The organism is Pseudoalteromonas sp. J2K-J031 (assembly GCF_058197095.2).
On the sequence record NZ_CM200279.1, the window covers coordinates 1,378,001 to 1,402,064 of the forward strand.

Below are 24,064 nucleotides of genomic sequence, written 5' to 3' on the forward strand. Positions count from 1 at the left end.
CATGAAAAACGAAGAACAAACTAATATTGAAAAATATGAATTTGAACCGATCAAAGGCTATCCAATGCTTAATTGGAAAGGTAAACGTCCTTTTCGGAGTACACAATATTTTCCGGCACAACTAAAAGAAGTCTATGGAAATGAAGATGAAAATGGTTGGATTAGTAAAATTTTCTGGGGTGATAACCTTCAGGTGATGAGTCATTTATTGAAATCTTTTAGGGGTAAAATTGATTTAATATATATTGACCCCCCATTTGACTCAAAAGCCGATTACAAGAAATCCATTAGAATAAAGGGTAAGTCTGTTAACAATGATCAATCTAGTTTTGAGGAAAAGCAATATACAGATATCTGGACTAATGATGAATATCTACAATTCATGTTTGAAAGGTTGACTCTCATTAGAGAGTTATTATCGGAAACTGGTTCACTCTATCTTCACTGTGATTGGCATAAATCACATTATTTAAGGCTAATTTGTGATGAGATATTTGGTGCTCAAAACTTCCGCAATGAAATTGTTTGGCAAAGGGGAAACCCACGAGTTAATGCGTCAGGTCACTTTTCGCACAATACTGACACGATACTATTTTACTCTAAGTCAGAAAATTATTACTTTGAAACTCAATATACGCCTTTGGGTGAAGATTATATTAAAAAATACTACTCGCAAACTTGTGAATTAACTGGGAAAAAGTTTATGCCTTCGCCACTGATAGGGCATGTTGGAACAAATAAAGAATATGAGTGGAAAGGTTTTGTCAGACCTTGGCGTTATCCAAAGCACAGGCTAGATGAACTTGACTCTATTGGTCGAATTTATTGGCCAACGTCTGGCGAAGGGGTTCCACGATTTAAGAAATACCTTGACGAAAGTATGGGCCGAGCAGTTCAGTCACTTTGGACAGATATTAGCTCGGTTAATTCACAAGCAAAAGAAGATACTCGTTATCCAACACAAAAGCCACTAGCACTATTGACAAGAATCATTGAAGCCTCATGTCCAATTAATGGCATTGTTTTTGACTGTTTTATGGGGTCAGGCTGTTCTGGTCAACTCCAACCGGACACTTTTCTAAAAGAGATTTCAAAATCTATCGGTGACTGATCAGCATTTGCCGAATGCAGTCGTTCTACATTGTAATATTTCATATATTCCGCCACATCATCACGCATATGTTGACGAGTTGGCTGTGGTACTTTTAACAACCAGTCATGCTTTAAACTACCAAAAAATCGCTCTACAACAGCATTGTCCCAACATGCTCCCACATCACCCATACTTGCTCGACAGCCCAATTGTTTTAATAAACGTCGATAACCTTTACTGGTATATTGCGAACCTCTATCGCTATGAAACACCAAGCCTTTAGGTGGTTTGCGCAAGTTGTAAGCCTTTATAAATGCTTTCTCAACTAAGCTTCGCGTCATTCGCTTAGATATGTTCCAGCCGACGATTCTGCGAGAATACAAATCCATTACCACTGCGAGATACAGCCAACCTTCGCCTGTTTTAAGATAGCTCACATCACCTGCCCAAACTTGGTTTGGCCCCACAGGATTAAAATTCATATTAAGCAAATTGTCAGCCACACTCTCACTGTGCTTACGCTTTGTGGTGACCTTATAAGCCAGACGTTGCGTCACATGCAGCTTCAGTCGCGCCATTAACTTAATGGTGCGATAACGTGTGATACTAAACCCTTCTTTGCGTAGCGCTTTAGCTAACTCTCGACTACCTAGGCTGTTCCGACTGGCCTTGAATAATGCTTTAGCTCGACGAAACAATGCGAGTGTATCGGCAGTGATAAGCTCACCAGGACTTTTAAGCCAAACGTAATACGCTGATGTACTGACCTGCATCACTTTGCACGCCATCGAAGTAGGATATTTCGACACAAGAGTCTTGATAAATGAGTACCTTACTTCATTTCTTTCGCAAAGAAGGCGCTGGCCTTTTTTAGGATTTCACGCTCCATTAATAAGCGTTTATTCTCTTTGCGTAACAGCATAAGTTCGGTGCGTTCATCGACAGATAAGGTATCACCTTGTGCCTGCTTTTTGTGTTTAGAAACCCAGCTGTAAAGGATTTTATCTGTGATACCTAAAGAAGCGGCTGCTTGAACTATTGTGTAACCTTGCTCAAGCACCAAAGCCACTGCTTCTTGTTTAAAATCGTTTGGATACTGCTTATTTATTCGTTTAGTCATATTCACCTCAATAATGGCATTATATTCCTTTATTAAAGTGTCCTGCTAATTCAACCACAACAGGCTCCACTCTTCATGCGGCCCTTTTAAAAGGTAGACGATTTATTGGCGCAGACATTAATTTAGGTGCAATACAGATAGCATCTAAAAGATTATCAATTGCGGGAGCTGACTTTGAATACAGAGTTGTAAATAACTACGAGGTTTTCAGAAATCCGTTAGAAGCTAAATCGCTTTTAATTGAAGCTTTAGAAATACAACCTCTAGATACAAATTCTGTATACGATGGTGAAAAAGACGGTTATAAAGTGAAGATAATGCCGGTTAACCGAATATCAACAAAAGAAGACCTAAATGAATTGTTAGCGAATTTTCCTTACAAGAAATTTGAGGAAAGAAAAGCTCAAAACCCGAACAAGCCTGTTGAAGAAATCATGTTAGTGTGTATGGGCCACGAGCCTGGCTTAGCAGCAGCCTTAGAAAATGAAAGTGGTTATAAGCTAAAGGTAGAAGTTGTTGATATTCTCCGTGATAAATCAGATCTCACTTTTAAATATGATTCAGAAGCAGTTCTAGAAATCCGTGATGGAAAACTCATTGTAGAAGCATTTTATCCTCGCAACCTTCTTCAAAAACTTAGTCAACAAAAAGAAAATGTTATCGACTGGCGTGAGATGGTTGAGTCAATCATGATTGACTGGAACTATGACGGTGCGGTTATGGAACCTGTAGTAATCGATATTCCAGAAAAAGATCAATTTGTACAAGGTCTTTATGATATACCTCAAGGCGCAAGTAACATAAAAATCAAGATTACTGATTTGTTATCTGAATCTTATGAAGAGGTAATTAATCATGGCTAAAAGTGCTCAGGATAATTTCGAGCTAAATAGCTCATTCTATCTACATCTGCATGAGTTTTATAAACAAAAACGTGGGTTAGTTCGTAAAAACTACACTCGGCTCAGTAAGGCGTTTCTTGACTATAATGATCCCTCTCGTCCTGGGAGTTTCCTTCGTGTTCCACAATTCGAAGCGCTTGAAATTTATGTTTTTCTTAAGGAGTTTTTAGAAAATAAACCTGTCTATCAACTTTTTGAAGATTGGTATTCAAGCAAGGGTAAGTTTGAAGGACGAGTGACAGGACTTGACTCCATTGATGGACAAATTCGTCAAGGCGACATGTTTTGGGAGATGTCCCAACAGGACTACAAAGGTATTTTCAAAAGCATGAAGGCCAGCAATGCTGGAAGGCTGTACCCAAATTACATTTTTGCGTTAACCATGGGGACTGGAAAAACCATTCTTATGGCAACCTGCATTTTTTATGATTTTTTGGCAGGTAATAAGAAAGGAAATGATGAACGTTTTATTCAAAACGCAATTATTTTCGCGCCGGATAAAACTGTTTTACAGGCGTTACGTGAGATTGAATCCTTTGACCACTCAAAGGTAATACCACCAGAGTATATGACTGTTGTTGCTGAGTTTAAGTTTCACTATCTTGAGGATGCGGGTGTATCACTAAACACTCTTGATGGTTCAAAGTTCAATATTATCGTATCTAATAGTCAAAAAATCATTCTTAAGCGTGACAGTAAAGGTAAATCTAACACCGATAAGCTGTTCAGTTCAGGTAAAGATATTTACCAAGGTCTTGGCGGCATTGGTGATGCAGTAGCTGGTCTTTTAGATATCGATCCTGAGTCATTGGCAGCAACTCCTGAATCAGAGGGTGACTTGGTTACCAACCAGCGCTTTGAGAAGCTTAAGAGATTGCCTCAGCTAGGCATTTTTGTTGATGAGGCGCACCATGCGTTTGGTGATCAATTAGCAAAGGACATGGGAGTTAAAAAAGCATCGAATTCATTACGTAAGACTATTGATGAGCTGGCCGTGAATCTTAAACATGCTGGTACTCGTGTAGTGGGCTGCTATAACTACACAGGTACACCATATGTGGGTAAAAGCGTCTTGCCTGAAGTTGTATACGCTTATGGATTACGTAACGCAATAGACAATAATTACTTAAAGCAAGTGCGCTTAAATGGCTATAGCAACACCCGACATGAAGATTTTCTAGAGATAGTAATTAATAATTTTCTTGATGAAATGGATCGTCTAAAGGAGTCAATATTAGACGAACATGGGCGAGAGGTAACTAAAGAATTTCGACCTGAGAATATGCTGCCAAAAATGGCTATTTTCGGCACAACTATTGAGGAAATAACATCCGAAGTACGCCCGGCAGTTGAAAGCATCTTGGCAAAGCGAGGGATTTCATCAAACAGAATATTAGTGAATGTTGGAGACGCCAAGCACACGACTGATGATGATATCAGAGAGTTCAATCGTCTTGATTCCCCTCATTCAGATAAACAGTTCATATTGCTAGTGAACAAAGGGCGTGAAGGTTGGAACTGCCGTTCACTATTCTCAGTGGCTTTATACAGAGAACCTAAGTCAAAAGTTTTCGTTTTACAAGCAACAATGCGTTGTCTTCGAGCAATTGGTAAGGCGCAATATACCGGCCATGTGTACTTGACGCAGGATAATTTAAAACTACTTGATAAAGAATTAGAGGCTAACTTCCGAGTTTCAGTTGACGACATTCGAGAACCAGATCCAAATAAAGAAGTTGTAAGAATACGAGTTCAGCAGCCTCCGATCAAAATTCCAATTAAGCGTGTAAGACGAACACATAAGTTAGTCGAGAAAGAAGAAATTGAGGAAGGCTATAAACTTGGACTTGATGAAGTAGAACTTGACGACTATCGCCTTATTCATGAAGTTCGAGACGGTATGAAGATGCCTGACGACCTTGGTGATAATAAGAGAGCGGTCAGAGACGACCTCTCATACTTAAAAGTACAACGAACTTTTTCCCGGATTTCTTTGGTTGCAGACATTGCGCGATATCTAAACAAACCTTGCGTTGAGATTGACAAAGTAATTGCATTAACAGAAGAAAATTTTGATGGAATCTTGTCACTAGTTAATAAATTTAACGAGGTGTTGTACGACCATGTTATTCCTCGCTTATTTAAGGCGATGTATGAGATTAACTCTGAAATCATTGAAGAAGAGTTCGAGGTTGAACTAGTCAAAGAACCACCAATTGACCCTGGTTATTACACTGTTACAGCTTCGAAGGATAAAATAATTCGTAAGTCAGACTCAGATGTAGCGAAGGTTGTAGATCGTAGCTTCCATCTGGATAATTACTGCTTTGATTCTAATCCAGAGAGACAGTTCTTCTGGGACATGTTACACAATGACAAAGTGGACAAGATTTGGTTTACGGGAATGCTGACACATGGTCAAAGCGATTTCGTCATTCATTATGTTGATTCTGATACTCAAAAAGTACGTAGTTATTACCCTGACTTCTTGATTAAGAAACAAGACGGGTCATATGTGATGATAGAGGTTAAAGGGGAACACATGATCGATTCGCAGAACGTCAAAGATAAAAAGGAAGCAGCTGAGCTAATGGGCGTTTCTGCTGGGATTGGTTATGAAATCATCGCTGGAAAATTGGCTGCGGAGGGGACCTATACCAGAGATTTCTTAATGTAAGGGATCTGTTAGGCGCAGATTTCTATAATCTCTCTAACTATTATAAATACAGTGAACCTTCACACTATCGTGTCGGAGGTTCACTATGTTCAAAAACCTATTTTTTCAAGCCAAAGCAATACCAGAGCTGTCATCTCAACTGGATGCAGACATTCCACGCTATCCGCCATTTCTGAAGGGGTTGCCTGCTGCGTCCCCCGAGGATTTGCAGTCCACACAAGACGAGCTAATTGCCAAGCTGCGCCAGGTACTTGGCTTTAACCTGCGTGATTTTCAAAGGCTAATTCAGCCCTGCATTGATCATCTGGCTGCTTATGTTCATTTGTTGCCAGCTTCTGAGCATCATCATCACAGTGGCGCTGGTGGTTTATTACGTCATTCGTTGGAAGTTGCTTTTTGGGCGGCACAAGCAGCTGAAGGGATCATTTTTGTTGCCAGTGGCACACCGGTTGAGAAAAAAGAGCTAGAGCCAAGGTGGCGTGTTGCAGCGGCTCTTGGCGGTTTGTTCCATGATATTGGTAAGCCAGTTTCAGACTTGTCCATCACAGACGAAGATGGACGCTATCAGTGGAACCCTTTTTTAGAAACCTTATCCCAGTGGACCACAAATAACAGCATTGAACGCTATTTCATTCGCTGGCGCGACGGACGGTGCAAGCGGCACGAGCAATTTTCAATTCTGGTGTTAAACCGGGTGATGACACCTGAGCTGCTCGCCTGGTTAACCCAGCCGGGCCCTGAGATTTTGCAAGCCATGCTGGAAGCAATTGGCAATACCGATCCCGAGCATGTCCTGTCTAAACTGGTCATTGAAGCTGACCAAACCAGTGTCCAGCGAGACCTGAAAGCTCAACGCATTTCCGTTGACGACAATGCCCTTGGTGTCCCAGTCGAACGCTATCTACTTGATGCCATGAGGCGATTACTTGCCAGTTCCCAGTGGCTGGTCCATCAGAGAGATGCCAGAGTCTGGATACGAAAATCGAATCAATCAACCAGTCTTTATCTGGTTTGGAAAAGCGCGGCTAAGGACATCATTGAGCTCTTGGCCAAAGACAAGATACCTGGCATCCCAAGAGATCCCGATACCCTTGCGGACATCCTCATTGAGCGAGGATTGGCCACTAAATCCGCCTCAAATGAGCGATACGAAAGCCTTGCCCCTGAAGTGCTGATCAAAGACGACAAGCCAATCTGGTTACCCATGCTGCATATTTCTGAGGCCGATTTATTGTTCAGCTCGAATGTACCAAGTGGTGTGACACTGTTTAACAAATCTGAGTGGGAAGCAACACAGAAAACACAAGAAGAGCCACAGAGTCGCTCCAGTGAGCATTCAGACTTGCCTGAAGAGTCATCATCAATCGAACATAGAAAATCGGATGAGTCACCATCGACAAACTCGTCCGAACAAGATGATGAACTTCGTCATGCCAGTGATGTTAATCACCTTGAGGAAAATGAAAACGTTCCGGGTGATGGATGTGAAAAGCCTAACAATTCATATGATGGCGCTATCTCAAATAACGTAAACCAGCACGATGCAGAAGCATTGAATCTCCCTGAATCTTTGGCGTGGCTCCCAGAGGCCAGCAGTGCGTTGGTTATGGTTGGTGAGCAAGTCCTGATCCGCTATCCCGATGCCGTAAGACATTGGTGTGCTCCCCGAAAACTGCTTGCTGAACTCAGTCGATTAGATTGGCTTGAATTAGATCCCGCAAACCCGACACGAAAGGCCAGAACTGTGACTACGAAAGGTGGCGTTCAGGAGCAAGGGTTGCTGCTGAAAGTATCGATTTCTAAAGGGCTAACTGCACTGATTGACCTTCCCAAACAAGACGCAGAACCGGCGGCAGCAATTCAGAACGGAAAGGCTTCACAGCGTCCGAGTCGAACTAAGACAACCAATGCCCAAGCAAAAGAGCCCGCCACAAGAGCGGAGCGTAAGCAAAAGCCGATTGCGCCCAATGCGAACTCAAGTACAGACCCCAAACACGAGGAGCGGCAACGGATGGTTAGTTTTGTGAAAGATTTGCCCATCTTACTGACCGATGGCGATTACCCGGGCGTGGATCATAGTGCCGATGGTCTTCGCGTCACAATTCAAACCTTACGCCAAGTCGCCAAGGAGCATGGCATTCCAGCCGGGCAATTGCTTCGGGGGATCTCGGCCAGTGACCAATGCCAGTTTGATGAGGGGGAAACGGTTCTGTTTACCGCTCACGCTGAACGTTAATCCATTTGAAATGAATCGGATTGCAAACGGTTATTTTGCGGAGCATGAATGAAAGAAAACGCATACGAGATGCCCTGGCGCACGAACTATGAAGCCATGGCAGCAGCAGGTTGGCTGATTGGTGCAACTGGGGCAATTGCCGCAGAAATGCTGACAGAGTTACCACCTGAACCATTTTGGTGGATGACAGGGATTTCCTCGGGCATGGCGTTGTATCGCCTGCCTGAGGCTTACCGTCTTTATAAGTTGCAGAAGGGGCTAAAAGGCAAACCTTTGGCTTTTATGGAGCTGTCGCATTTGCAAAAGGTGATGGCAAAACATCCTGATGAATTGTGGTTAGGATATGGCTTTGAGTGGGATCAACGTCATGCTCAACGCGCTTATGAAATATTAAAGCGGGATAAGCAAACCTTGCTTAACCAAGGTCACGGCAAACAAATGGGTTCGACCTGGATTCATGGTGTTGAGCCCAAAGAAGAAGATGTGTACCAGCCAGTTGGTCACACTGAGGGGCACACCTTAATTGTCGGTACGACCGGTGCGGGAAAAACACGATGCTTTGATACGATGATCACTCAGGCCATTTTGCGTAATGAAGCCGTGATTATTATTGACCCTAAGGGAGACAAGGAACTTAAGGATAATGCGCAGCGAGCCTGTATTGCCGCCGGTAGTCCTGAACGCTTTGTGTATTTTCATCCGGGTTTTCCAGAGCATTCAGTACGTCTTAATCCCCTGAGAAACTTTAATAGGGGCACTGAAATTGCCAGTCGTATTGCGGCATTAATCCCATCTGAAACCGGTGCTGATCCATTTAAAGCCTTTTGCCAAATGGCACTGAATAACATCGTGCAAGGTTTGTTGCTTACGTCACAACGCCCTGATCTGAAAACACTGAGGCGATTCTTGGAAGGTGGCCCAGAAGGCTTGGTAGTAAAAGCTGTCACGGCTTGGGGTGAGCAGGTATATCCGAACTTTAGTGTGGAGATTAAGCGCTTTACCGAAAAGGCCAACACCTTGGCTAAACAGGCCATGGCGATGCTGCTTTTCTACTACGAACGCATTCAGCCCGTTGCCGCCAATACTGATTTGGAAGGCCTTTTGAGCATGTTTGAGCATGACAGAACCCACTATTCCAAGATGGTGGCCTCATTGATGCCGGTGCTCAATATGCTCACATCAAGTGAATTAGGCCCATTGCTATCACCGATTGCAAACGATGTGGATGACAGCCGGTTAATTACGGATTCTGGCCGTATTATCAACAATGCCCAAGTGGCCTATATCGGATTGGATTCATTGACCGACGCCATGGTGGGCAGTGCCATTGGTTCGTTGCTTTTATCCGATCTCACCGCCGTGGCCGGTGACCGCTATAACTATGGTGTTGAAAATCGTCCCGTAAATATCTTCATCGATGAGGCGGCTGAAGTCGTCAACGATCCCTTCATTCAACTTCTCAACAAAGGCCGTGGCGCAAAAATGCGTTGTGTAATTGCTACACAAACCTTTGCTGACTTTGCAGCTCGAACAGGCAGTGAAGCTAAGGCTCGCCAGGTGTTAGGTAACATTAACAACTTGATAGCCCTTCGGGTGATGGACGCCGAAACACAGCAGTACATTACCGACAATCTGCCTAAGACTCGGTTGCAGTACATCATGCAAACTCAAGGTATGTCGTCCAACTCGGACAGCCCCGCGTTGTTTACCGGCAATCATGGCGAACGCTTGATGGAGGAAGAAGGCGATATGTTTCCACCGCAGTTATTAGGCCAGCTACCTAACCTGGAGTACATCGCCAAGCTTTCAGGTGGCCGTGTGATCAAAGGTCGCATTCCTATTTTAACCAGCTCTACACAGGCAGCATAAGGAGTCTGTATGCATCATTCTGTTTGTCTGAAAATGACAACACTTACCAGTAAAGAAATACTCGCTCAGTGGCAGCAACATAACCCTCAGTTCAAGGAAGCTTTAAGACTGCTTGAAACCGACTGGCCTCATGCTTTGGCTTCAGTACACTGTTTGGCGGACTATTTAACGGATGCGCTCACGTTAGATGGCCATTCCATCTTTGATTTGTGTCTGTGTAATGGCTTGGGCAGTTATGAAGAAGTCAGTTGTGATGATGACAGTGTACGTCTTTGGCATTTCATTGAGGCACTGACCTGGACTGCCGCTAGTGCTTTAACGGGGATTCGCCTGCGTGATCCTGACCATTTTGAGTGGGCCGCTGTGGATGGTGTGTATTTCTACTCCTGGATTCGTAATCGTCCAAATCGGATGGCGTATTTGGCTGAAGGACGCATCGATGTGCGTTATGTCAGTGGCCATACGACGACAAAGCGGCTTCAACAAGTGATTAAAGCCCGGATTATGACGCCAACCGTTGCAGCCATGCTGGCGCGAGTAGAAGAGGATGTTTGGCATGAGCAAGCATAAGTCGGTTTGGCTACTGTGTCTGGCGCTGATGCTGGAGATTATTGCCATTGGCGTGTTAGTGCCCGGTGATTGGACTGGCCTGGTCATTAGTAAAGAGAAGCAGATGATCCAAAACCAATTGGGCGCACAAACAAGTTATTGGATTGGTCAAACTAGCCATGGCTGGTATCAGTCATGGATTGTGGATACGCAGATGGAGCAATCTGTGCGAGATTTTCTAATCCCCACTGAAGAGCAACGACAGCGTTCTAAAGGGATGGAGAACATGGGAGGCTTTTGGTTTGTCTGGGTAGAAGACCGTATTCAAGCATTTTTTGATGTGTTGTACCAAGTGTTCACTCGATTTGCTTTACTGATGGTCTGGTTGCCCTTTGCGCTTATTCTCATGTTACCGGCGTTGTGGGACGGTTTGATGACCTGGAAGATTAAGAAGACAACCTTTGATTTTTCGAGCCCTATCATTCACCGCTACAGCATGATTATCCTGGGCTCAGGCGTCATCTTGCTGTTTATGGGATTGTTCGCCCCGCTGGCCATTCCACCGGTGGTGCTACCGTCGCTGATCATCGGCCTGGCATTGATGGCAGGGTTGGCGTTAAGCCACTTGCAGAAGAAGATATGAGGCCAGTTAGGCCTCATGAATGACGTTAACTCATTTTTTGTGGCTTGAGTGTTAGTTCAAAGCCACATGCGTGAGCATATTTTAGAAGAGTTGACCAACTTGGATTGGCATTACCTTTTTCTAAACGACTGACATTACTTTTTTGGGTATGCATTCTTTCAGCAACCTGTTCTTGAGTAAGCCCCGCCTTTGTTCTCATGGTAAGCAATTGGTCAATAAAGCTGAACTCACTTTCAAGCTTATCGTACTCATTCTTAACTTCAGCATTGGCTAAAGCACGTTGTGTTCAGTTTTTGCAGACTCATGATTTTTGAACCTCTTTTTGTCTATCTCTGGCAAGATTGAGCTCATTCTTGGGCGTCTTTTGAGATTTTTTTACAAAAGCGTGTAACGTATAAATACTCATTCCTATTAGGTTACACTGGGTCAATTTGTTCGATTGTCATCCATCGTTGTCCATTTTCTTCTTGTACCAATATGAGGCTATTTTTGAAGTCAAGAATAATTCCCTGACTAACAATATCACCTCGCTTCAAACTAGCTAGAAAATAGGCTTTATCTTTATAAATTTCGAACTTAGGATTCGCCCCATGTGCTAGCAAAAGTGCTGTTAGCTCAGGAGCACCTTTAACAGCCATAAAAACTGTTTCTGTGTAATTTATACTCAGTTCAGAACCATTCACAGTCTTTTGTATCCCAGCATTTGGATCTGCACCGTTTTCCAATAGTAGTCTGGCTAGTTGTAGTCTTTGGGCCAAATTATATTTGCGCCCTACTAATACTTCGTAAAGAAGAGGCTTTTGAGCAAATGAATAGTTAAGAACTATGGTGACAATGAATGGTTTGAATAACTCAAAAAACTTTAAAGATTTCTCGTAATCAGAATGGTAATGACCTGAAATGCCGACATAAAAAGCTTTGTTGCTCGGTCGCTTTCCTAATTTTAGTAGCTCTTCAACTATACCAATTTCTCCCCATGCCGCTGCTTCTTCTAGAGCGTCATTTCTTTCATATTTGGCTTCTTTGATAAACTCAGGGTTGGCTCCTTGTTGAAGAATAGATAGAGCAGATGTGAACTCCTTGTTAAGCATTAGACATTGGAATAAAGTTTGATGTTCACTATGTAAACTAGTCGAAAGTTGATATTCGCTTGTGATTACATACGCCAATGTGCAAAGGTTGTTTTCTAATGCTTTCTGAGCAATGATTTTTATTTCGGAATCAGAATATTTTCCATTTCGAATAGCATCCATTGTGGTGTTTATATTTTTATTGATAGTGGCGTCAAAAATTAACTGGTCTTGACTTTTTTTATTTGTAGTAGCACAGGACGTAACTAGCAATAAAAATGATAGACTTATAGCAGTTCTAGAAAAGATCATATGCATCCCTAAATATATAGTCCTTAAATGCCTAAATTAATGTTTTCTAAAAGACATTTCTAGGTGATTGGTTAAAAAGTTATCGTAAAAGATAACTTTGTCTCCTCTTTATGTCTATAACTGAATCATTTTGCCTTCATAACCCTCAAAACCTTCAAAAATTCGGCATCTAGCTGACCACCGAACCTGCCAATCCCAAGGCATTCTTCATTTCTCAATTCAAACAACGAGGAGTGACTATGGAACCTGTGAGTATTCCGTCCTATATCGATGATCCGCCGCACTTCCTGCTTTGGAGTGCCGATGAGATGGCTCCCATTCTGTTGGGGCTAGTGATCGGCATTTTTACCGGTAATGCCTTGGTTTTATGCCTGTTGGGGTTGGTGACAACCAAGCTCTATCGGCGTTTTCGTGATGGCCGCCCAGATGGTTTTATTCTTCACGCCATCTACTGGGCCGGACTGTTGCCAACCAAAGCCAAGACGATCCCTAACCCATTTATCAGGAGCTATCTGCCGTGAAGTTCGACGTATTTTTAAAATCATGGCAAGGCACGCAATTAGAGAACCGATGGCAACGGTTCCTGATTGCGGTGCTGGTGCTATCTAATTTGCTGCTTGCGGTAGCGGCATTTTCTCGCAATACCGTGGTAGCCATTCAACCACCAACTTTGTCTGAACCGGCTGAAGTGTCACGAAACCAAGCCACTCAACCTTACCTTGAATCCTGGGGACTCTACCTGGCTGAGCTTATGGGTAACGTGACGCCAGGTAATGTGTCTTTCATCCGGGTTGCCATTGAGCCGCTACTTTCTCCAGCGGTGTACCAGCAAGTGGTCGATGCACTGGAAATTCAGGCAAGGCAAATCCGAGAAGACCGAGTCACGCTCAAATTCCAACCCAGACAAGTGGAGTATGAGTATGAAACCGGGCATGTCTTTGTGACCGGCTATTCCTTGGTCTCTGGGCCATCTGGAGATGAACAGCGCCAAACTCGCACCTATGAGTTTGACATCGATATTGAGCAATACCGTCCAAAACTTAGCTGGATGGATACGTATGAGGGGCAAGCTAGAACGAAGCGCGTTCGTGAAAAGTTGACCCAAGAGCAAAACCGGAGGGTAAATGATGCGAACCAAAATTAGTCGATGGATGACACCAAGCTTAATCGCAATGAGCTTGAGTGGCGTCCTGTTATCTCAAGCGTCGTATGCAGACGTGGAATTGCCGATTGTGCCAGCCAGTGTGATGAAGCAGTCTGCTACTGCAAATCCACCGGTTCAAACCAATACGGTTTCAACGGATGTGCCAACAACGCTACTGATGACACCGGGGATTAATGAACTGATCCCTGTAGCACTTGGCCATCTGAACCGGATTGTGACGCCGTTTGAATCGCCTCAGGTGAGAACAACCAGTGATGCTCAGACGCAAATCAAGGGGAATGTTGTATATGTGGCCACGGACAAAGAATCACCGGTTTCACTTTACATCACTCCGCCTGGTCAGGAAGCTCCCGCATTATCTGTCACCTTAGTACCTCGTCGTATTCCACCGCGTGAAATCACCTTAGCTATTGATGGTCAGCAGTGGCCTATTAAGGGCGTCGTGAACCGAAAAGCCGCCACTTGGGAAACGGCTCAGCCATACGTCGATAGCTTACGTGATTTACTCAGACGCCTTGCACTAAATGAGTTACCACAAGGCTATGACATCCGTTTAGCTGGCCAAACTGACAAAAGCCCGAAATGTTTTCAGCCGGGCTTAAAGTTTGGTTTTAAGCAGGGGCAAATTGTGACGGGACATTACTTCACCGTCTATGTAGGACTGGTTGAAAGCTTTGCCGATGAGCCGATAGAAGCCAGAGAAATAGCCTGTCATGCACCAGATATAGTGGCAAGCGCCTACTGGCCTCGCAATATCTTGTTGCCGGGTGAAAAGACTGAGTTGTATGTGGTTGTTCGCAATCATCGTGAAGAAGCGGTGGAAAGTCAGCGACCATCGCTTCTTGTGGGAGGTGAATAACGATGAAAGCACAATGGGAGCAAATGAGCCCGAACATGAAGCGGGGTCTTTCGGTTGCTGGTATTGCTGGTGGTCTCATCCTTATGGTGATGGTGTTTTCACCTAATCCTGACGATGGCTCAAGTAGTCGGAACCGGCAGGAAACGATCCGGCACATTCTTACGGATACCAATACTCGTGATGTTGGGGTCGATAGTTTGGCTGCAAACGTAAAACTACTCAGTGAGCGCAATGAACAGTTACGTCGTGAAGTTGAGCGCTTGCGTCGTGACGTCGATTCAGGACGGCTAAGCCCAGGTTCGCCTTCTATACCAAGTGAGGTCAACGCGGAGCTGGCCCGCCTTAGAGCGGAACTTGATGATGTTCGCTCTGGAGGTGATGCAGCAGTTGAAGGCACAAATAGCCGCTTTGAAGTGCCTTTATCTGCCATGGAATTGCCTAAAGAAGAAAAGCCATTGCCGTCTAACCCAGACGACTATTTTGCCAATGCGCCACTTCCTGAACCGCTCTATCAGCAGCCAGCCAATGGCCAAGGTACACGAGCTCGGGATGTTCCATTGCCGCCAATCACGATTCGTATGATTGAGCCTGAAGTGGTTGTCGAACCAGACGTTGTTGTGCAAGAAGCGCCGCCTTTGTATCTACCGGCGGGCAGCATCATCTCGGGTACTTTGATCACGGGGTTGGATGCTCCTACTCACGAGTCCGCAAGACGCGAACCTTTTCCTGCATTGCTGAGGATTCAAAAGGAAGCCATTTTACCCAACCGATTTAGAGCGGATATCAAAGAGTGTTTCTTGATCGCCGCAGGTTACGGTGATTTGAGCTCAGAGCGTGCCTATTTGCGAGGCGAGACCATTTCATGTGTGAGAGAAGATGGTGGCGTCATTGAAACACGACTGGATTCTTATGCCGTGGGTGAAGACGGCAAAGCCGGTATTCGTGGCCGATTAGTGTCGAAACAAGGCCAACTGGTGGCTAAATCGATGATGGCCGGATTCCTACAGGGCTTGGCAGGCGCATTTGATGTGAATCCTGTACCAACGATTCAGACGGGTAATGCCGGTGATACTCAGCTGTACCAGCAAGTCATGAGCCAAGAAGCATTACAAGGCGCTGCGATTAAAGGCACAGGTAAAGCATTGGATCGAGTGGCCAAGTTCTATTTGGACATGGCTGAAAATATGTTCCCAGTTATAGAGGTAGACGCTGCAAGGAAAATTGAAGTCATAGTCACTCGTGGGGCCTCGTTGTCATTGGCCACTTCACAAGGGGTAGGTGCAAGAAGATGAAAAAATCCTGCATGTTGCTAACCGATCGAAGTCCGTTTCAGACAATAAGATGTGTATCCAGAGGAGAGTTAACCATGACGACATCAATGCAGAACAACCCAAAGCACCAGTCAAAACAGTGGTCTAAAGCTGGATTACTTTTATTGGCAGTCGGCTCAACCTTATTGTCTGGCTGTAGTTCATTGGGTCTTGGGAGTAGTGAATATGGATGCCCAGGTATGCCTGACGGTGTGCGCTGTTTATCCGCTCGTGAAGTCTATGAGCTTACCAGTAATGGCGCTGCACCCAAGACGATTGATGCTGTGGCGACTCGAATTGGTTCTCCCTCTGGGTATTCACAATCTGATTTAGAGACAGGACTGCTGAGCCATCCAGCATTACCTGAGACGCAGCAATCTGCACCTATTCGCATTCCTTCAAGGGTGATGCGAATTTGGATTGCGCCTTGGGAGGATGACCGTGGAGATCTGAATTTATCCAGCTACGTGTTTACCGAAATTGAACCGCGCCGGTGGGATATTGGGGTGTCAGCACCTCGAACGGTTTCGCCAGTGCTACGTCCACTTCAGACTCAAAGCGATTCAGCCTCAGCGGGAGCTGATGGTAAGCGCGATAACTTGAGTATCTACGGAGAAACTAACGAATGACAAATGCAGTTCGCACCATTCAAACTCAACGCCTAATGACCATTGGTGCGCTTGGTTTAATGGCGTTAATGATTTCGGAGCCCTCATTTGCGGGCACCGGTGGTGATGCTTTCACTGATGTGTGGGATACCCTAAAAGATTGGACCCAAGGTACTTTGGGACGGATCGTAGCTGGAGCCATGGTTCTGGTGGGTATTGTGGGCGGTATCGCTCGCCAAAGCTTGATGGCCTTTGCCTTGGGCATTGGTGGCGGTATGGGTCTCTACAACACACCAACAGTCGTTGAAAGTGTTATGTCTGCAACTTTACCTGTAGTTGCCAGCACTCAAGAAGTCATTGGCACAACAGTTCCAGCAATCAGCGCTGTTTTACTGGGCACCTGATAATATTGACGGCTTCTCTTGTGAAAGGGGAGCCGTCATCTCAGTCTATCGACAATGATTCTTCGATATCGCAGATCCTTGCCATGAGTACTAAAGGATCAAACGTCGATTCTTTGAAGCCAAATTTCTTGTAGAACGTTTGCGCACTACCATCAATAGCATGGACTAAGATTCCTGCTCCACCGACAGCGTTCATTGCTTGTACTGAGCGAATGATACAATCTTTTAAAAGACCTGCCGCAATGCCTTGACCTTGATAGGCGTTATCTACTCCAAGCCTGGCTAGAATCACCATGGGAATGGGATCTGGACTATTTCTTCTTAATGAACTGAAAGCTTGCTCTCTGGAAACTGATCCCATGGCAATGGCATAGTACCCGACCACTTGATGGGCGTCAGTGTCATTGACCACATACACCCTCGCGGTTCCCCGCTTTTGACTCTTTAACGCCTGTTTTCTTAACCAAGTATCGAGCTCTTCAATGCCACATTGAAAGGCATTAAGCTGGTGCTCATCAGTGAGGAGGGTTGGTGCACTTATTCCCAAGGCGCTTTCCTCTTAAACAGATCTTTCATACCTTCAAGAGTCTGTGGCTCTGCACGAAGTTCGTTATCAAACGCTTCAAAAGCCTTTGCTTCTAGAACAAAATCCCGCTGTTCTGCCAGTATACTATGCGCTTCATTGAGCGCTGCTTGCTGAATGAACACGGTTCTATCAACTTTTTTTAAACTTGCTGCGGCATCGATGATGTCTCTTACCGATGGCAGTACTCGCATGTTGATTGGGGCTGTCTTTGTAGCCATGACACCATCCTCTGTATATCTATTTAATACACAGTTTAAATGACTTTTCCGTGTAGTCAATGGATATACGAATTGTTGGGCATGAAACTTTGAGAGTAGGTCAGTTTGATTTCGAGGGGATGTCACTCTTTCTGGTTTAAAACATTGCAAAAATTAACACCTAAGGTATGAAAAAAAGGAGTCAGCTAAACCAGATGACTTGAGGGGAAGTCTGTAAGGCTGGCAGAATGAAAGCTATACCCTTACAAATAGTGCGTAACAACAAGTGGCACCCTAGCAAGGCATCCAATTCTTCAATCTATCTAACCGAGTCCACATAGGACAACTGCATAGACTGGAGCCTCGATTTACATTAACGAGGACTCCTCATGCGAAAACTATCTCCAATTATTCTGGCGCTTGCGCTGTCTCCTTTGGTTCAAGCTGAACCTGTGTCTGAAGTGTCGCCCGTTGGCAAAATTGACGGCATGGTTTCTTTACCTGTCACGGGTATGAAAGCGGTCGAAAGCAATGGCCGTATTGTTTTCATGTCAGACAGTGGCCGGTTCGTTATTGATGGCACGCTCTATGATGCCTGGTCGAAAAAGCCGCTTACTAACCTCGAAGAAATTCGTGAAGCTGGTAACACGCTGGACTTAAGTCGTCTTGGCTTAAAAATGGATGATTTGAACCCACTGACGCTGGGCGAAGGCAAAAAGAAAGTGGTGGTCTTTGTTGATCCACGATGCCCGCACTGCCATGAGCTTTTGAAACAAGCCTTACCGTTAACCAAAGAATACACCTTCCAAATTCTCCCTGTGCCAGTGCTTGGTCCTGATTCAGAGCGTCAGGTTCGCCAGCTTGGCTGTGCGCGTGACAAGAAAGCGGCCACAGATGCATTGCTGAATGGCCGGATTGGTAACCTAGAACAGGATGATGCCTGCAACTTGGAGCCAATGCAGCGTACTTTGGTGACGGCTCAAATTCTGGGCATTCAAGGTGTACCTTTCATCGTCGCCAATGATGGTCGCATCAGCCGAGGCCGTCCTTATGATCTTTCTGCTTGGTTGGAGGGGCGTTAATGAAAGCCTCTCTGTATTCAGGGCAACGCGCTTCAGAGCTGTTGCCAGTATTGGCCTATTCCGACGATGAGCAACTGTTTTTCATGGAAGACCAAAGCGTTGGCTTTGGCTTTCTATGTGACCCATTGCCAGGTGGTGATGAGTCTGTTGCAGACAGGGTTAATGTTCTTCTCAACAACGACTGGCCAAAAGACACTTTGCTGCAATTTGGCCTGTACGCATCCCCTGATATTCAAACCGACCTTCAGCGCATGATGGGCTTACGGCATCGTCAATCCGATCCATTGCTCAGGGCGTCGATACGCAAACGTGCGGATTTCCTCGATGGGGGCACGGTTCAACCGATAGAAGAATCGACCCAGACTCAGGTACGCAACTTTCAACTGATCGTCACCTGCAAATTGCCTTTGGAAAGTCCTATACCGACGGAGCGTGAGTTGAGTCGAGCATCCGCGCTTCGGGCTTCTTTCTCGCAAGCGCTGGCAACGGTTGGTTTTCGCGTCACGGAGATGACTGACCGAAACTGGCTCGCGGCATTAAGTGCTCAGCTTAACTGGGGAAAAGATGCTTCTTGGCGCAATCCATCACCAATCCGCAGTGAGGCAGATAAGCCACTTCGAGAGCAAGTGTTGGATTATGACCGGGCTATCAAAGTGGATAGTCAAGGTCTGATGCTGGGTGATTACCGAGTTAAAACCCTATCGTTTAAGCGCCTGCCTGAGCGGATCTGGTTTGGCCATGCCGCAAGTTTTGCGGGCGATATGATGACGGGCAGTCGCGGTTTACGCGGAAGCTTTTTGCTGAATGTCACCATTCACTTTCCTTCAGCCGAGGCCATGCGATCTCGTTTAGAGACGAAGCGTCAATGGGCGGTCAATCAGGCTTATGGCCCGATGCTCAAGTTTGTGCCGGTGCTGGCAGCCAAGAAAAAGGGGTTTGATGTTCTTTTTGAAGCCTTGCAAGAAGGTGATCGTCCTATTCGGGCAAATATGACCTTAACGCTGTTTTCACCAACAGAAGAGGCGTCCATCAGCTCTGTTTCAAATGCTCGAACTTATTTCAAAGAACTCGGGTTTGAGCTGATGGAAGACAAGTACTTCTGCTTGCCCATTTTTCTGAATGCCCTGCCATTTGGTGCCGACCGCCAGGCGATGAACGACTTGTTTCGATTCAAGACCATGGCGACACGACATGTGATCCCACTGTTGCCTTTGTTTGCAGATTGGAAAGGCACGGGCACGCCAGTGATTAACTTTGTTTCCCGTAATGGCCAGATCATGAGTGTGTCCCTTTATGACTCGGGCAGTAATTACAACTGTTGCATCGCGGCGCAATCGGGGTCGGGTAAGTCATTCCTGGTGAACGAAATCATCTCCTCCTACTTATCTGAAGGCGGCCAATGCTGGGTGATTGATGTTGGCCGCTCTTATGAAAAGCTGTGTGAAGTCTATGACGGTGAGTTCTTACAGTTCGGGCGTGACAGTGGCATTTGCTTAAATCCGTTTGAAATCGTTGAGGACTATGACGAAGAAGCGGATGTACTGGTTGGGCTATTGGCCGCAATGGCCGCACCTACGCAGTCATTAACCGATTTTCAGATGGCCAACCTAAAACGTCAGACCCGTGAACTTTGGGAGAAAAAAGGTCGTGCCATGTTGGTTGATGATGTGGCAGCGGCTTTGAAAAATCATGAAGACCGACGTGTGCAAGACGTGGGTGAGCAGCTCTATCCGTTTACGACACAGGGCGAATATGGCCGCTTCTTTAATGGCCACAACAATATTCGCTTCAAAAACCGATTCACTGTTTTGGAGTTAGAAGAGCTCAAGGGGCGCAAGCACCTACAACAAGTGGTGTTGCTTCAGCTTATCTACCAAATCCAACAAGAGATGTACTTAGGTGAGCGGGATCGTCGCAAGATTGTGTTCATTGACGAAGCTTGGGATCTGCTGACTCAAGGTGATGTCGGTAAGTTCATCGAGACGGGTTACCGTCGATTTCGAAAATATGGCGGCAGTGCTGTAACGGTAACGCAGTCGGTCAACGATTTGTATGACAGCCCTACAGGTAAAGCCATCGCTGAAAACTCGGCCAATATGTACCTGCTTGGCCAAAAAGCTGAAACCATCAACGCCCTCAAAAAAGAAGGCCGCTTGCCACTAGGTGAAGGCGGTTATGAGTACCTGAAAACGGTTCATACCGTCACGGGTGTCTATTCCGAAATTTTCTTTATTACTGAAATGGGCACCGGGATTGGCCGCCTCATCGTCGATCCGTTTCACAAGCTGTTGTACTCGTCCCGTGCAGAAGATGTAAACGCGATTAAACAGTTAACGCGCAAAGGCCTTTCTGTTGCTGATGCCATCTTTCAGTTGTTGAAGGAGCGAGGCTATGAATAAGACCACGCTTTGGCCATTTATGGCCTCTATTACCTTGTCTATTGCTGGTAGCGGTTTAATGACCAGTTGGCTCTTAATGAAAACACTCGAACCCATCCACAGCCAGTTGGCGTTAAGTACGCCCATTGCAGTCGTGGATTTTGGGGAGGCGGTGTTGTCACTGGGCCCCAATGCCAGCGAACAAGACATCGAATCCAGGTTGCTTCAGACCAATCAACAAATTGAAAAGTTAAAAGCAGCCGGTTTTATCGTGCTGGATGCCCAAGCGGTGGTGGGTGCTGATGATTCCATATTTGTGCCAGTAGGCTCAAAGGAGGTGTCTCATGCAGATACTCCGTAAAAGAATGCCTTGGCGGCCTTACCTCATCCGGCTGACCATTCTTGCGTTAATCATGGCCTTGGTAGGCACCTACGCCATGATGCGCTACCGAATAGGTATTGATACCCAGCAAGAGCGCTGCCTGCCTGATACCACGGTGTATCTAATTGACCTATGGAATAAAGAGCCCGTTAAGGATGGTTTGTATGCCTTCCACTCAAAAGGACTCGCTCCGTTATATAACGACGGTACTCGGATGCTGAAACGCCTAACAGGGATGCCTGGGGATGAAGTCAATGTGACGCCTGAGCATGTGCTGGTGAACGGTGCTGAAGTCTCTACCGGCATGGCATTAGCCCAGCGTCTTGGTGTGGCGGAATCACAATTTAGCCGCTCATTGACGCTGCAAGAAAACGAATATTGGTTTTCCGGCGAGGCTGCAACGAGTTTCGACTCCCGCTATTGGAATGCCGTTAAGCGCGAGCAGATTGTTGGTCGCGCTTGGCCGCTTTGGTAGGAGGTAGATGATGCAAAGACTATGTCTCTTATTTTTGTTGGTTGCTCCATTGTCTTGGGTTCAAGTGTCCTGGGCACAAGAGCCTTTTCTGTTGTCTGACGAAGACAAAAAGATCGTCGAAATGAGCCGCAGCATTTTACAAAGTGCTGTGGATGGTTCATCTGAATTTATAGAGCCTTTTGCACCGGTTGAACAATCTGCGTCGCTCAAACACAACGATGAATGGTTGATATTTGCGTCGTCCTCACTGGGGGATTCGTCGCTGAAGCAGCTTTTCAAAGAGGCCAGTGCTACCGGCGCTATTGTGTTGTTTCGGGGAATTCCTGAAGGAAAGACCTTGGGGGCGGCTATCCGTGATTGGCATACGCTGATGGTGGGACTTGATCCTGTTCCTCAGGTTCGAATCGATCCGAAAGCCTTTGTGCACTGGCGGGTGACTAGCGTGCCGGCCATTTTCCGCATAGAGGATGACAAGGTGACTGCAAGTGCACTAGGGGTTTACAGCAAGGACTGGTTGCAGCGTCAAATTGAAACAGGCAATACCGGTTCATTGGGTCAACGCGGTCCTATTCATTCCATTTTAGAACCGGATTTGATGCAAGTGGCGATGCAGCGTTTACAGTCGATTGACCTGGGCGCATTAAAGAAAAAAGCCATTGAGCGTTTCTGGTCTCGCCAAACATTTACTGAGTTACCCAAAGCCACGCAGTATCGGATAAGAATGGTTGATCCAACCATCGTCATGCAGCGGCCACTATTGGATGCCAATGGCCGAACATTGATCCCAGCAGGAACGCGTATTAACCCGCTCAAAGCCTTGCCGTTTACTCAGCAGCTTGTGGTGTTTAATGCGTCGAACGCTGAAGAAGTGGACGCAGTAGCGCATTGGCTTGAGACGCAAGATAGGACACTGCGCCGCATTACGCTTATCACCACGCAGCTCGACCGTGCACAAGGTTGGAATAGCCTCAATGCGCTCGAAAAGACATTGGACAGTCCGGTTTACCTTCTCAATGCCTCGCTAAAGCAGCGCTTTGATTTGCAAGTCACCCCATCGTTTGTGCAAGCAAAGGGACTCGCGTTTGAAATAGAAGAAATTCCAGCAAAGGAGCTTGTTCATGAAAAAGCTCAATAATACGTATCGTCTGTTGCGGACTCTCGTTGTCATGTTTGTCTTAAGCGCATCTATTCCTGCAAAAGCCGAATTGACCTGCCCAGATGCGGGGTTATTGTCCGGTAAGTTGCTGACGGATGTTTGCTGGTCATGCATTTTTCCTATCCGGGTTGCCGGTCTTCCTCTTGGCTCTGGCAATGTCCCAAGCGGCGCATCAAACAAGTCATTTTGCTTATGTGAAGACAACTTAGGTGTGCCAAGGCCAGGTATTGTTACCAGCATGTGGGAGCCAGCGCGTTTGATTGAACTGGTCAGAACGCCAGGTTGTTCGCCTTCACTGGGAGGGATTCGCTTACCGTTAGGTGATAGGCGATTGCAAGGTGGTCATGGTGAGGGTGAATACGATACCGGTGATCTTGCTTTCTACCATTACCATTATTACGCCTTTCCGCTTTTGGTCATGCTCGATTTGTTCATGGATGGCAATTGCAATGCCGATGGTTACATGGACTTTGACTTGATGTATTTGTCCGAATTGGACCCAACATGGCTGAACGATGAACTGGCCTTTTTTACTCAGCCTGAAGCGGCTGCCGTTGCCAATCCATTGGCTATATCTGCTTGTACCGCTGACGCTGCTTCATCAACGTTTGGTAAACCCATCGACCAGTTGTTTTGGTGTGCTGGCAGTTGGGGCCATCTCTACCCGTTATCTGGCCACACACTAGCCTTCGGCTCATTAGCAGAAAACACCAGCCATTTAGCGGCGCGAGCAATCGCGGCTCAACACAGGCGTGGTCTTGCAAGGCGAACAATGGGGAACAGTGCGCTATGCCGACCTGTTATCGAACCCATGCTGCCGAAATCCCAATACAAGATGAGTATGTTCTTCCCTGTACCTGAAACTGAAAGTGCACATGTCATCGGTGAAAGCACCATGAAATGGGGAGAGTGGCGAACAATCCCAGGTGCCGGTGAAGATGCACTCTACATTTTGTGGCGCTGGCAAGACTGCTGTAACTCGGGAGGTTAA

25 protein-coding genes are annotated in these 24,064 nt (G+C 45.8%); 19 read left to right on the plus strand and 6 right to left on the minus strand.

Annotation, left to right across the window (positions count from 1 at the left end; all coding sequences use genetic code 11):
- Nucleotide 1: 1 nt before the first annotated feature.
- Complete coding sequence (locus tag AC3KZC_RS06490) at nt 2-1,111, plus strand: site-specific DNA-methyltransferase (protein ID WP_490580398.1); 1,110 nt, start codon at nt 2-4, stop codon at nt 1,109-1,111.
- Here the strand turns inward: AC3KZC_RS06490 and AC3KZC_RS06495 are convergent.
- Nucleotides 1,057-2,213 (minus strand): IS3 family transposase gene (locus AC3KZC_RS06495; protein WP_518525900.1). Its coding sequence is split into 2 segments (ribosomal slippage): nt 1,057-1,967 and nt 1,967-2,213, totalling 1,158 coding nucleotides; the frame shifts between segments, so codons are not numbered across the junction. The genes AC3KZC_RS06490 and AC3KZC_RS06495 overlap by 55 nt on opposite strands.
- Nucleotides 2,214-2,530: 317 nt before the next feature.
- Between AC3KZC_RS06495 and AC3KZC_RS06500 the strand changes: the two genes are divergently transcribed.
- The 6 genes from AC3KZC_RS06500 to AC3KZC_RS06525 all read left to right on the plus strand — a co-directional run bounded on the left by AC3KZC_RS06500 (nt 2,531) and on the right by AC3KZC_RS06525 (nt 11,089).
- Nucleotides 2,531-3,076, plus strand: a complete 546-nt coding sequence (locus tag AC3KZC_RS06500) for a hypothetical protein (RefSeq protein WP_490576692.1) — start codon at nt 2,531-2,533, stop codon at nt 3,074-3,076.
- Nucleotides 3,069-5,792: a DEAD/DEAH box helicase family protein gene (locus AC3KZC_RS06505; protein ID WP_490576693.1), complete on the plus strand. Its 2,724-nt coding sequence runs from the start codon at nt 3,069-3,071 to the stop codon at nt 5,790-5,792. The genes AC3KZC_RS06500 and AC3KZC_RS06505 overlap by 8 nt, the downstream gene beginning before the upstream one ends.
- Nucleotides 5,793-5,877: 85 nt before the next feature.
- A complete protein-coding gene (gene mobH / locus AC3KZC_RS06510) occupies nt 5,878-8,028 on the plus strand; it encodes a MobH family relaxase (protein ID WP_490576694.1) in 2,151 nt (716 codons plus the stop codon).
- A gap of 48 nt (nt 8,029-8,076) precedes the next feature.
- Nucleotides 8,077-9,897 (plus strand): conjugative transfer system coupling protein TraD, encoded by a 1,821-nt coding sequence (traD, locus tag AC3KZC_RS06515; protein ID WP_490576695.1) that lies wholly within the window; start codon nt 8,077-8,079, stop codon nt 9,895-9,897.
- Between the two features lie 9 nt (nt 9,898-9,906).
- On the plus strand, nt 9,907-10,467 hold the full coding sequence (locus AC3KZC_RS06520) for a conjugative transfer protein (RefSeq protein ID WP_490576696.1): 561 nt from the start codon (nt 9,907-9,909) through the stop codon (nt 10,465-10,467).
- Nucleotides 10,454-11,089: an IncC plasmid conjugative DNA transfer DtrJ family protein gene (locus tag AC3KZC_RS06525; RefSeq protein ID WP_490576697.1), complete on the plus strand. Its 636-nt coding sequence runs from the start codon at nt 10,454-10,456 to the stop codon at nt 11,087-11,089. The genes AC3KZC_RS06520 and AC3KZC_RS06525 overlap by 14 nt, the downstream gene beginning before the upstream one ends.
- A 25-nt stretch (nt 11,090-11,114) precedes the next feature.
- Here AC3KZC_RS06525 and relB read toward each other — a convergent pair whose 3' ends face one another.
- From relB to AC3KZC_RS06540, 3 genes are all read right to left on the minus strand, one after another.
- Complete coding sequence (gene relB, locus AC3KZC_RS06530; RefSeq protein ID WP_490576698.1) at nt 11,115-11,288, minus strand: type II toxin-antitoxin system RelB family anti-toxin; 174 nt, start codon at nt 11,286-11,288, stop codon at nt 11,115-11,117.
- Nucleotides 11,289-11,390: 102 nt separating this feature from the next.
- Nucleotides 11,391-11,495 carry a type II toxin-antitoxin system RelE/ParE family toxin gene (locus AC3KZC_RS06535; RefSeq protein ID WP_193265770.1) on the minus strand — a complete coding sequence of 35 codons (105 nt, stop codon included), beginning with the start codon at nt 11,493-11,495 and terminating at the stop codon, nt 11,391-11,393.
- Between the two features lie 10 nt (nt 11,496-11,505).
- A complete protein-coding gene (locus AC3KZC_RS06540; protein ID WP_490576699.1) occupies nt 11,506-12,471 on the minus strand; it encodes a hypothetical protein in 966 nt (321 codons plus the stop codon).
- 239 nt (nt 12,472-12,710) lie between these two features.
- Between AC3KZC_RS06540 and traL the strand changes: the two genes are divergently transcribed.
- The 6 genes from traL to traA all read left to right on the plus strand — a co-directional run bounded on the left by traL (nt 12,711) and on the right by traA (nt 16,817).
- The gene (gene traL, locus AC3KZC_RS06545) at nt 12,711-12,992 is read left to right on the plus strand and encodes a type IV conjugative transfer system protein TraL (RefSeq protein WP_000433891.1); all 282 of its coding nucleotides are present in this window, start codon (nt 12,711-12,713) and stop codon (nt 12,990-12,992) included.
- Nucleotides 12,989-13,615, plus strand: coding sequence for a TraE/TraK family type IV conjugative transfer system protein (locus AC3KZC_RS06550; protein WP_000667167.1), 627 nt, complete (start codon nt 12,989-12,991; stop codon nt 13,613-13,615). The genes traL and AC3KZC_RS06550 overlap by 4 nt, the downstream gene beginning before the upstream one ends.
- Entirely contained in the window at nt 13,599-14,495 is an 897-nt protein-coding gene (locus tag AC3KZC_RS06555; protein ID WP_140077957.1) for a type-F conjugative transfer system secretin TraK, read from the plus strand. Before AC3KZC_RS06550 ends, AC3KZC_RS06555 begins: the two co-directional genes overlap by 17 nt.
- Nucleotides 14,496-14,497: 2 nt before the next feature.
- Nucleotides 14,498-15,787 (plus strand): TraB/VirB10 family protein, encoded by a 1,290-nt coding sequence (locus tag AC3KZC_RS06560; RefSeq protein ID WP_490576700.1) that lies wholly within the window; start codon nt 14,498-14,500, stop codon nt 15,785-15,787.
- Between the two features lie 74 nt (nt 15,788-15,861).
- Nucleotides 15,862-16,434: a type IV conjugative transfer system lipoprotein TraV gene (gene traV, locus AC3KZC_RS06565; protein ID WP_001944091.1), complete on the plus strand. Its 573-nt coding sequence runs from the start codon at nt 15,862-15,864 to the stop codon at nt 16,432-16,434.
- Nucleotides 16,431-16,817 (plus strand): TraA family conjugative transfer protein, encoded by a 387-nt coding sequence (traA, locus tag AC3KZC_RS06570; RefSeq protein WP_000180225.1) that lies wholly within the window; start codon nt 16,431-16,433, stop codon nt 16,815-16,817. Before traV ends, traA begins: the two co-directional genes overlap by 4 nt.
- Before the next feature lie 40 nt (nt 16,818-16,857).
- Here traA and AC3KZC_RS06575 read toward each other — a convergent pair whose 3' ends face one another.
- Both AC3KZC_RS06575 and AC3KZC_RS06580 read right to left on the minus strand, forming a co-directional pair.
- Nucleotides 16,858-17,364 carry a GNAT family N-acetyltransferase gene (locus AC3KZC_RS06575; RefSeq protein WP_419408015.1) on the minus strand — a complete coding sequence of 169 codons (507 nt, stop codon included), beginning with the start codon at nt 17,362-17,364 and terminating at the stop codon, nt 16,858-16,860.
- Complete coding sequence (locus AC3KZC_RS06580) at nt 17,355-17,621, minus strand: type II toxin-antitoxin system TacA family antitoxin (RefSeq protein ID WP_000212004.1); 267 nt, start codon at nt 17,619-17,621, stop codon at nt 17,355-17,357. Before AC3KZC_RS06580 ends, AC3KZC_RS06575 begins: the two co-directional genes overlap by 10 nt.
- Nucleotides 17,622-17,989: 368 nt before the next feature.
- On the opposite strand from AC3KZC_RS06580, the gene AC3KZC_RS06585 reads away from it, so the two are divergent.
- Genes AC3KZC_RS06585 through AC3KZC_RS06610 form a run of 6 tightly spaced genes read left to right on the plus strand, consistent with a single transcriptional unit; the run spans nt 17,990 to nt 24,064 of the window.
- On the plus strand, nt 17,990-18,682 hold the full coding sequence (locus tag AC3KZC_RS06585; protein WP_490576701.1) for a DsbC family protein: 693 nt from the start codon (nt 17,990-17,992) through the stop codon (nt 18,680-18,682).
- Nucleotides 18,682-21,081, plus strand: coding sequence for a type IV secretion system protein TraC (gene traC / locus AC3KZC_RS06590; protein WP_490576702.1), 2,400 nt, complete (start codon nt 18,682-18,684; stop codon nt 21,079-21,081). Before AC3KZC_RS06585 ends, traC begins: the two co-directional genes overlap by 1 nt.
- Complete coding sequence (locus AC3KZC_RS06595; RefSeq protein ID WP_024008830.1) at nt 21,074-21,421, plus strand: hypothetical protein; 348 nt, start codon at nt 21,074-21,076, stop codon at nt 21,419-21,421. The genes traC and AC3KZC_RS06595 overlap by 8 nt, the downstream gene beginning before the upstream one ends.
- Nucleotides 21,405-21,917, plus strand: a complete 513-nt coding sequence (locus AC3KZC_RS06600; RefSeq protein ID WP_180949878.1) for a S26 family signal peptidase — start codon at nt 21,405-21,407, stop codon at nt 21,915-21,917. The genes AC3KZC_RS06595 and AC3KZC_RS06600 overlap by 17 nt, the downstream gene beginning before the upstream one ends.
- A 7-nt stretch (nt 21,918-21,924) precedes the next feature.
- Nucleotides 21,925-23,052 (plus strand): TrbC family F-type conjugative pilus assembly protein, encoded by a 1,128-nt coding sequence (locus AC3KZC_RS06605; protein ID WP_490576703.1) that lies wholly within the window; start codon nt 21,925-21,927, stop codon nt 23,050-23,052.
- A 13-nt stretch (nt 23,053-23,065) separates the two neighbouring features.
- Nucleotides 23,066-24,064, plus strand: coding sequence for a TraU family protein (locus AC3KZC_RS06610; RefSeq protein ID WP_518525918.1), 999 nt, complete (start codon nt 23,066-23,068; stop codon nt 24,062-24,064).

Excerpts from the sequence above, each read along its gene's own strand:
- AC3KZC_RS06560 (WP_490576700.1), top strand. The coding sequence starts at position 14,498 with ATGAAAGCACAATGGGAGCAAATGAGCCCGAACATGAAGCGGGGTCTT.
- AC3KZC_RS06490 (WP_490580398.1), top strand. The coding sequence starts at position 2 with ATGAAAAACGAAGAACAAACTAATATTGAAAAATATGAATTTGAACCG.
- traL (WP_000433891.1), top strand. The coding sequence starts at position 12,711 with ATGGAACCTGTGAGTATTCCGTCCTATATCGATGATCCGCCGCACTTC.
- traD (WP_490576695.1), top strand. The coding sequence starts at position 8,077 with ATGAAAGAAAACGCATACGAGATGCCCTGGCGCACGAACTATGAAGCC.
- AC3KZC_RS06505 (WP_490576693.1), top strand. The coding sequence starts at position 3,069 with ATGGCTAAAAGTGCTCAGGATAATTTCGAGCTAAATAGCTCATTCTAT.
- AC3KZC_RS06520 (WP_490576696.1), top strand. The coding sequence starts at position 9,907 with ATGCATCATTCTGTTTGTCTGAAAATGACAACACTTACCAGTAAAGAA.
- AC3KZC_RS06525 (WP_490576697.1), top strand. The coding sequence starts at position 10,454 with ATGAGCAAGCATAAGTCGGTTTGGCTACTGTGTCTGGCGCTGATGCTG.
- traV (WP_001944091.1), top strand. The coding sequence starts at position 15,862 with ATGACGACATCAATGCAGAACAACCCAAAGCACCAGTCAAAACAGTGG.
- AC3KZC_RS06600 (WP_180949878.1), top strand. The coding sequence starts at position 21,405 with ATGCAGATACTCCGTAAAAGAATGCCTTGGCGGCCTTACCTCATCCGG.
- AC3KZC_RS06595 (WP_024008830.1), top strand. The coding sequence starts at position 21,074 with ATGAATAAGACCACGCTTTGGCCATTTATGGCCTCTATTACCTTGTCT.
- AC3KZC_RS06540 (WP_490576699.1), bottom strand. The coding sequence starts at position 12,471 with ATGATCTTTTCTAGAACTGCTATAAGTCTATCATTTTTATTGCTAGTT.
- traC (WP_490576702.1), top strand. The coding sequence starts at position 18,682 with ATGAAAGCCTCTCTGTATTCAGGGCAACGCGCTTCAGAGCTGTTGCCA.
- mobH (WP_490576694.1), top strand. The coding sequence starts at position 5,878 with ATGTTCAAAAACCTATTTTTTCAAGCCAAAGCAATACCAGAGCTGTCA.
- AC3KZC_RS06500 (WP_490576692.1), top strand. The coding sequence starts at position 2,531 with ATGCCGGTTAACCGAATATCAACAAAAGAAGACCTAAATGAATTGTTA.
- AC3KZC_RS06605 (WP_490576703.1), top strand. The coding sequence starts at position 21,925 with ATGATGCAAAGACTATGTCTCTTATTTTTGTTGGTTGCTCCATTGTCT.
- relB (WP_490576698.1), bottom strand. The coding sequence starts at position 11,288 with ATGAGAACAAAGGCGGGGCTTACTCAAGAACAGGTTGCTGAAAGAATG.
- AC3KZC_RS06535 (WP_193265770.1), bottom strand. The coding sequence starts at position 11,495 with ATGAGTATTTATACGTTACACGCTTTTGTAAAAAAATCTCAAAAGACG.
- AC3KZC_RS06580 (WP_000212004.1), bottom strand. The coding sequence starts at position 17,621 with ATGGCTACAAAGACAGCCCCAATCAACATGCGAGTACTGCCATCGGTA.
- AC3KZC_RS06585 (WP_490576701.1), top strand. The coding sequence starts at position 17,990 with ATGCGAAAACTATCTCCAATTATTCTGGCGCTTGCGCTGTCTCCTTTG.
- AC3KZC_RS06555 (WP_140077957.1), top strand. The coding sequence starts at position 13,599 with ATGCGAACCAAAATTAGTCGATGGATGACACCAAGCTTAATCGCAATG.
- traA (WP_000180225.1), top strand. The coding sequence starts at position 16,431 with ATGACAAATGCAGTTCGCACCATTCAAACTCAACGCCTAATGACCATT.